This is a genomic window from Pseudonocardia ammonioxydans (assembly GCF_900115005.1).
In the GTDB taxonomy this organism is placed as follows: domain Bacteria; phylum Actinomycetota; class Actinomycetes; order Mycobacteriales; family Pseudonocardiaceae; genus Pseudonocardia; species Pseudonocardia ammonioxydans.
Window position 1 is genome coordinate 24,716 of record NZ_FOUY01000052.1, and the last position, 6,912, is coordinate 31,627.

6 protein-coding genes are annotated in these 6,912 nt (G+C 73.4%); all 6 read left to right on the plus strand.

The annotated features are described in order from the left end of the window. Positions 1–4 precede the first annotated feature (4 nt). Positions 5–1,144, plus strand: a complete 1,140-nt coding sequence (locus tag BM093_RS29985; RefSeq protein WP_093354586.1) for a C40 family peptidase — start codon at positions 5–7, stop codon at positions 1,142–1,144. 51 nt (positions 1,145–1,195) lie between these two features. Next, positions 1,196–1,969, plus strand: coding sequence for a DnaJ domain-containing protein (locus BM093_RS29990; protein ID WP_245773886.1), 774 nt, complete (start codon positions 1,196–1,198; stop codon positions 1,967–1,969). Further along, complete coding sequence (locus tag BM093_RS29995) at positions 1,969–2,730, plus strand: hypothetical protein (protein ID WP_093354596.1); 762 nt, start codon at positions 1,969–1,971, stop codon at positions 2,728–2,730. Before BM093_RS29990 ends, BM093_RS29995 begins: the two co-directional genes overlap by 1 nt. Positions 2,731–2,782: 52 nt before the next feature. Next, entirely contained in the window at positions 2,783–4,270 is a 1,488-nt protein-coding gene (locus tag BM093_RS30000) for an alkaline phosphatase PhoX (RefSeq protein WP_245773885.1), read from the plus strand. Next, positions 4,267–6,156, plus strand: a complete 1,890-nt coding sequence (locus tag BM093_RS30005; RefSeq protein ID WP_093354607.1) for a type IV secretory system conjugative DNA transfer family protein — start codon at positions 4,267–4,269, stop codon at positions 6,154–6,156. The genes BM093_RS30000 and BM093_RS30005 overlap by 4 nt, the downstream gene beginning before the upstream one ends. A 140-nt stretch (positions 6,157–6,296) precedes the next feature. Further along, the coding region (locus BM093_RS30010) for a glycoside hydrolase family 140 protein (protein WP_177238788.1) at positions 6,297–6,912 on the plus strand (616 nt) is incomplete at its 3' end.

The window sequence follows — 6,912 nt, forward strand, 5'->3', positions numbered from 1 at the left end:
GACGGTGAACCAGGGCAAGGCCGGCGTGGCGGTGGCCGTCGGCGCCGTGATCGTGACGTTCCTTGCTGCGACGCTGACGATCGGTATGGCGATGCTCAGCGCCGTGTCCGGGGCGTTGCCCGGAGGTGGGTGTGGCGGCGACGGCGGCCTCGGTGGTGGTTCACAGTCGATCGGGGGCAGCGACTGGAACGCCGAGCAGACCGAGAACGCCGCCACGATCGTCGGGATCGTCATGCAGCGCGGCCTGCCCAAGCGGGCGGCGGTGATCGCGATCTCCACCACGATCGTCGAGTCGCAGCTGGTCAACGTCGGTCACGGCGACCGCGACTCTCTCGGGCTCTTCCAGCAGCGGCCCTCGCAGGGCTGGGGCTCGCCGGCCGAGGTCACCAACCCGGTCTATGCCACCAACATCTTCCTCGACCGGCTCGTGGCCCTGTCGGGCTGGGCGAGTATGCCGCCCGGCGCGGCGGCCCAGGCGGTGCAGGCCTCGGCGTTCCCGGACCGCTACGCCCCCCAGGAGGCCCCGGCTGCGGCACTGGTCGAGCAGTTCTGGTCCGGCCCGGACAACCCCGTCCCGGCCCCGGCCGCGCCGCAGGCGCCTAACGTGCAGCTGGCCTCCGCGGCGTATGCCTGCCCGGACCAGGGTGGTGTCGGGGTGCCGCTGGCCCCGTCGGACATCGACCCGAAGGCGGTGCCGCCGGGGTTCACCCCGCCGACCGATCCGGCGCAGCGGGCCGCGGTCACCTTCGCGTTGGCCCAGCTGGGCAAGCCGTATGTGTGGGGCGGCAAGGGCCCCGACGGGTTCGACTGCTCCGGGCTGATGCTCGCCGCCTGGGCCCAGGCCGGGGTACCGATCCCGGCGGGCACGGTCAGTCAGAAATCCGCCGGCTCCCCGGCCAGCGCCGCGACCATTGCCCCGGGCGATCTGGTGTTCATCCCGGGTTCGCTCGGCTCGCCGGGCAACCCGCGCCACGTGGGGATGTATGTCGGTCACGGCATGGTCGTCAACGCCTACGACTCCTCGACCGGGGTGATCCTGCAGCCGCTGTCGGACTGGGAAGCCGAGATCACCCATATCCGCCACATCGCCGGCCCTCCCGGCCAGCCCGCACCGGATGCCGCTCTGGCCGAGGCGGCGCCATGAGCGCCCGTACTCGACCGGAATTTTGTCAGGGGGAGGTGCTAACCGGTGACCATGGCTGACTGCGAGCGTGACTTCTACGCCGACCTCGGGGTCGGCACCGATGCCAGCACCGAGCTGGTGCGGCGGGCCTATCGTGCTCAGGCCCGGCGGCTGCACCCCGACCTCAATCCCGCCCCGGACGCCAGCGTCCGGTTCGCCCGGGTCGCGGCGGCGTACGCGGTGCTGGCCGACCCGGCCCGCCGGGCCGCATACGACCAGGCCCGCACCGACGCCACCGCCGCGAGCGAGGCCACGGCGCCCGCGGCAGGGACTACGCCTGCAGGCCGGTCGCCGGTCTACGACGACTACGCCCCGGCCGGGACCCCGGTCGCTTTCGAGGACTACGCGCCGATCCCCGGCTATGCGCCCGGTCCCCCACCGCAGCCCGTGCCGCCACGGTGGCCGCCGGGCCCGACGGCCCCTGCGCCGCGGCCCACCGGCCCGGCGCCGTCATGGGCGGCCAGCCGGTATGTCCCGCCCACGCGTGCGCCGTTCCCGTCCGGGTGGCCGGCCAGCCGGATCGACCACCGCCGCCTCGGGGGCCGGCTGCTGCTCAAGGTGTGGCGGCTCGCGCCGCTGCCGGCCAACCGGGTCGGTCTGGTGCTCACGGTGCTGGCCACCGTCGGTGTCGCCTATATCGCCGGCGCCTCGCGGGCGGCGATGCCACTCGAGGCCGGCGTGATCGGCGCGCTGGCCGGGCTCGCGCTGGCCTGCTGGGGCGTGCGGGGCCTGGTCTGGACCGTGCTGCTCACCCGTGCCCGCCGTGCTGTGAAGGAGACACGCTGATGGGATTCCTCGCCCGCCGCACCCCGGCACCACCCGCCCCCACCGGCCCGGCTGCGGGCCCCCCTGCTGCTGTGCCCCCTGCCCGGATCAAGTGGCAGCACAACGATGCGATCGGCTGGGAACGGCTCCCTGCGCCCGCCCGCGGGGCCCTGGCCCGTGCAGGGTGGGCGGTCACCGCACCGATTGCGGCCTACACCTACTACGCCCCGACCACGCGCCGCGACCCGGCCGGGCGCTACTGGCGTGACACCGATGCGTGGTGGATCGACCGGGACACGCTGCTCGTCGTCCGCGCCCGCGAAGCGCTCACCCAGATCGGCACCGGCTCCGACGGGCGTCCCCGGCTGCGCCGGCGCCGCCGCGGCGGGGGCACGGTGCAGCTGACCACGCACCAGCTCACCGGGCCGGCGCCGACCGGGCAGCGGTGGAGCCGACCGCCACAGGGCAGCGCCGCGGGCGGCGCCGGCCCGGAACACCGGCTGACCGATGCCGCCGTCGAGGTCCTGCCCCGCGCCATCCAGGACGAGATCGGTCACCCCACCGGCCAGGGCGCGATCCGCCACTACCCGCCGCACGGCGGCTACCACGAGCAGGTCTTCGCCTACCGGCGGATCTCGCCGACCGAGCTGGTGGTGGTGTCCGCGACCCGTGAGGCGGGGGCTTACCCGGACCCGGATACCGCGATCGCTGCCGCGGACTGGCACGTCACCACCTACCGCCCCCATGTCGGGGCGCCGTCGGAGTCGGCGCTGGCCATGTGACCCGGCCGGTAAGCCGTCGTCGACCACACACATCGTTCGGGAGGGACCTTCTGTGGGTATCAACCGCAGGACGTTGCTGGCTCGGTCCGGGCAGCTCGGGCTCGGGGTGAGCTTGTTCGGGTCGGTGTCGGGGCTGCTGGGCGCCCCGACCGCCGCCGCGGCGGCCGTGGGGCAGGATTTCAGCGGGTACGGGCCGCTGGTCGATGACCCGGACGGGATGCTCGCGCTGCCCGAGGGCTTTGCCTACCGGGTGGTGACCGAGGCCGGGCGGACCCGCACCTACGAGGGTGACCCCAGCCCGGGGATCCATGACGGTGCCGCCGCGTTCGCCGCCGAGGACGGTGACGTGCTGGTCGTGCTCAACCACGAGGTTCGTGGTGGCCCCGACGACGACGGCGCCGTGCCGCACGCTGACGGGCTGGTGTATCGCGACGACACCGGCGGCGGCGTGACGATCATCAAGACCACGCCGGAGGGAGAGCTGCTCTGGGAGACCGTCGGCGTGGCCGGGACCTCCACCAACTGTGCCGGTGGGGTGACCCCGTGGGACACGTGGCTGACGTGTGAGGAGACCGAGGACGACGGCCATGGCTGGGTGTTCGAGGTCGACCCGCACGATCTGGACGCCAACCAGGACCCGGAGCCGATCACCACGCTGGGCCGGTTCCGCCACGAAGCCCTCTGCGTCGACCCCGACGAGCTGACCATCTACCTGACCGAGGACGCCGAGGGACCGAACGGCACCGTGTACCGGTGGTCCCCACCGTCGGGGTTCCGCGGCCGTAGCGGGGAGCTGAAGACGCTCGACGCGGGCGACGGTGAGCTGGCCGCGATGGCCTGCACCGACGCCGACGGATCGCTGGTCGAGGACCTCGCCCAGGCTGCTCAGGTCGACACCGTCTACGCCGTCGACTGGGTACCGATCGAGGACCGCGCGGCCGAGGAGGGGCCGTTGCGCGGGGCCGAGGGCATCACCCGCGCGGCGAAACTCGAGGGCGCGTGGTGGAGCGAGGGCGGCGCCTGGGTGGTGTCCAGCTTCGCCGACTCCCACCGCGGCCAGATCTGGTTCTACGACCCCGCCGCGGCGACGCTGCGGCTCACTACGGTGTTCGCGACCGAGGTCGACGGCGAGACCGTCGAGGCCCCGGACAACATCGTCGCCGCCCCGTACGGCGGTCTGATCGTGTCCACCGACGGCGACGGTGACAACCACCTGGCCGGGGTGAGCGCCGACGGGGAGGTCTACCCGATCGCGCGCAGCCAGATGGACTCGGAGTTCACCGGTCCCACCTTCTCCCCTGATGGGACGGTGCTCTTCGCCGGCATACAGAAACCGGGCGTCCTGTTCGCGATCACCGGCCCCTGGCAGCAGCGCGGCGCGGCGGGCGAGTCGGGGTCGCGCAGCTCGGGCGGCACCGCCGATGCGACCGAGCGGCGGGGGTCGTCGTCGACCTCGCGGGGCTCCGCACGCAGTACGGGTCAGACCCGGCGGCGCAGTTCGGGTGGAGCGTCGTCGCGGGACTCGGGGAGTGCCCGGTGACCCGGGCGCGCGATACCCGCTCGGTCTCGGCGGATCTGGCGCTGCCGTTGACGGCTCTGGGACTGGTGGTGGCCGCGATCGTGGTGATCGAGGCGTCCGCGGTGCTGACGGGGCTGCTCACGGTCGGCGCGGTCACGGTGGTCGGGCCTGGTGACGCGGTGTGGCTGGTCCGCTCGTGGCTGGGTGGCCCGCTCCCGGGCGGGTCGGTCGCCGCACTGCTCACCGAGCAGTCCACGGTGTTCGTGGGCTGCCTGGTCGCGGTGGTGGCGGTGCTGGCCGTCGCCGCTGCGCTGGTCGGGCGGTGGTGGTGGCGCCGGCGGCGCCCGGCCCCGTCCGGGCACGCGACCCGCGCCGAGCTGGCCGGGGAGCTGTCGCTTCCGGCGGCGCGGCGCAGCGCCGAGCGGACACGGCCGAGCCTGAGCCCGTCCGAGTGCCGCAGCGCGCCCGGCACCGAGGTCGGGATCCCGTTCTATCGGTACCGCGAAACCGAGCTGTACCTGTCGTTCACGAACCTGACCGGCACCTTGGCCCCGACCCAGTCCGGTAAGTCGCGTATGGATCTGGTGCACAAGGTCCTCGACGCGCCCGGTGCGCTGCTGTGTTCGACCACGAAGCTCGACCTGGTCGAGTTCGCGGCGCTGGCGCGGTCGCGGCGCCGCACGGCCGGGCCGGTGGTGGTCTACGACGCCACGGGCCGGTTGGCGTGGCCGTCGCCGCTGCGCTGGTCGTTGATCGAGGGCTGTGAGGATCAGCAGGAGGCCAGCCGGCGGGCGTTCACGCTGGTCGAGGCCGCGGCGGTGCGGGTCGAGGCCGGCGGGTCGGGTGGTGCGGGCAACGACCGGGTGTTCCGCGAGCGCGCGGTGGTGGTGATGACCGCCTACCTGGTCGCGGCCGCGGTGTCCGGGTCGAGCGTCGACGACATTCGGGCCTGGTCCACCGAACCGCCCGAGCCCCGCGCCAAGGACGGCCGCCCGGCCCGGCCGCTGCCCGCGGATCCGCGGCCGGTGAAGATCCTCGAGCTCGCCGGGCACAAGGAGCTGGCCGCGAACCTGTCGGCGGAGATGCGGCTGGATCCGCGTACGGCCTCGGCGGTGTGGATGTCGGTGCGCCGCGTGGTCGGGGCCTGGACCGACCCGCGGCTGCGGGAGCTGCTCAGCCCACCGCACGGTCGTGGGCTGGACGTGCGCCGGTTCATCGGCCAAGGCGGGTCGCTGTTTCTGATCGCCGACCAGCAGCAGGCCGCCGAGGCCGTCCCGGTGCTGACCGCGCTGGCCGAGCACTGGCTGCGCACCGCACAAGAGATGGCGCTGGACTACCCGGCGCGCCGCGTCGACCCGCCGGTGACCAACGTGTTCGACGAGCTCGCCAACGGCACCCCCATCCCCGGCCTCGCCCAGGTGATCAGCGACGCCGCCGGCCGCGGCGTGGTCATCCACTGGGCGGCCCAGTCCCTCGCGCAGCTCGAGCGCATCTTCGGCCCCGTCGGCTACCGCGAGGTCCTCGACAACACCACCAGCCTCAGCGTGTGGGGCGGGATCAAGGACGACCGCACCCTGCAGTGGGTCTCCGAGCTGTGCGCGACCCATGAGCGGCAACGCCGCCAGGTCCAGATCGACGGGATGTTCAGCCCCGAACGGCACAGCATCGGCACCGAGACCAGCCCGGTGATGCGCGTCGGCGACATCCGCAAACTCGGCCGCGGCAAGGTCCTGGTCCTGCACCGTGGCCTGCCCTGCTTCATCGCCGACGTCGTCGACGTGTCCCGCCGACCGGACAGCGCCGAGATCACCCGCGACGTCGAGGTCATCCGCGAGCAGCGCGCGATCCCCATCGACGACCGCGGCTACCGCATCCAACCCCACACCGCCGAGGCCACCGCCCGATGACCAGCCACGACCTCATCACCACGCCGTCCCCTCAGCCAGTTCCTCGCGCCTGGCCGTCCCCGGCACGGGCTGGCCGCGGCCGTCGAGGCTGGCGGCTGACCCGGGCCGTGGTCGCGGCCGCCGCGGTGACAGGTCTCGGGATGAGCCTGCTCACCGCCGATACCGACCGGCCGGTGCAGCGGGCTGCCGACGAGTCCTCCACGAGCGATCCGCCGTATCTGCAGGTCGATGGCCGGTTCCTGACCGCGGACGGGGAGCCGTTCTTCTGGCTGGCCGACACCGCGTGGGCAATGTTGGGCAAGCTCAGCGAGGACGAGATCACCGAGTATCTCGGCACCCGTGCTGAGCAGGGGTTCAACGTCGTCCAGACGGTGGCGATGTTCCCCCAGGCCGGGGCCGAGTCCCCCGGTGACACCGTGGACGCCGCGGCCGAGAACGACGAGTTCTGGGATCGGGTGGAGTTCGCGATCGACGCGGCCGCCGAGCGCGGCATGTATCTGGCGATCCACCCGGTGTGGGGCGACAAACAGACCGGCGCCGCGATCACGGAGTCGTCCGCCCGTGGCTATGGGGAGTTCCTCGGCGAGCGGTTCGGTGCCCGCGACAACGTCACCTGGACCCTCGGCGGGGACCACCCCGCCGACGGGGAAGAGCAGCTGTGGACCGAGCTGGCCGAAGGCCTCGACGACACCGGCGGCACCCAGCTCACGACCTACCACCCGCGCGGCGATCAATCCTCGGCCGAGTGGTTCGCCG

What these genes read in the sequence shown, in the direction of transcription:
- BM093_RS29990 (WP_245773886.1), top strand. Translation starts at nt 1,196, where the DNA reads ATGGCTGACTGCGAGCGTGACTTCTACGCCGACCTCGGGGTCGGCACC.
- BM093_RS29995 (WP_093354596.1), top strand. Translation starts at nt 1,969, where the DNA reads ATGGGATTCCTCGCCCGCCGCACCCCGGCACCACCCGCCCCCACCGGC.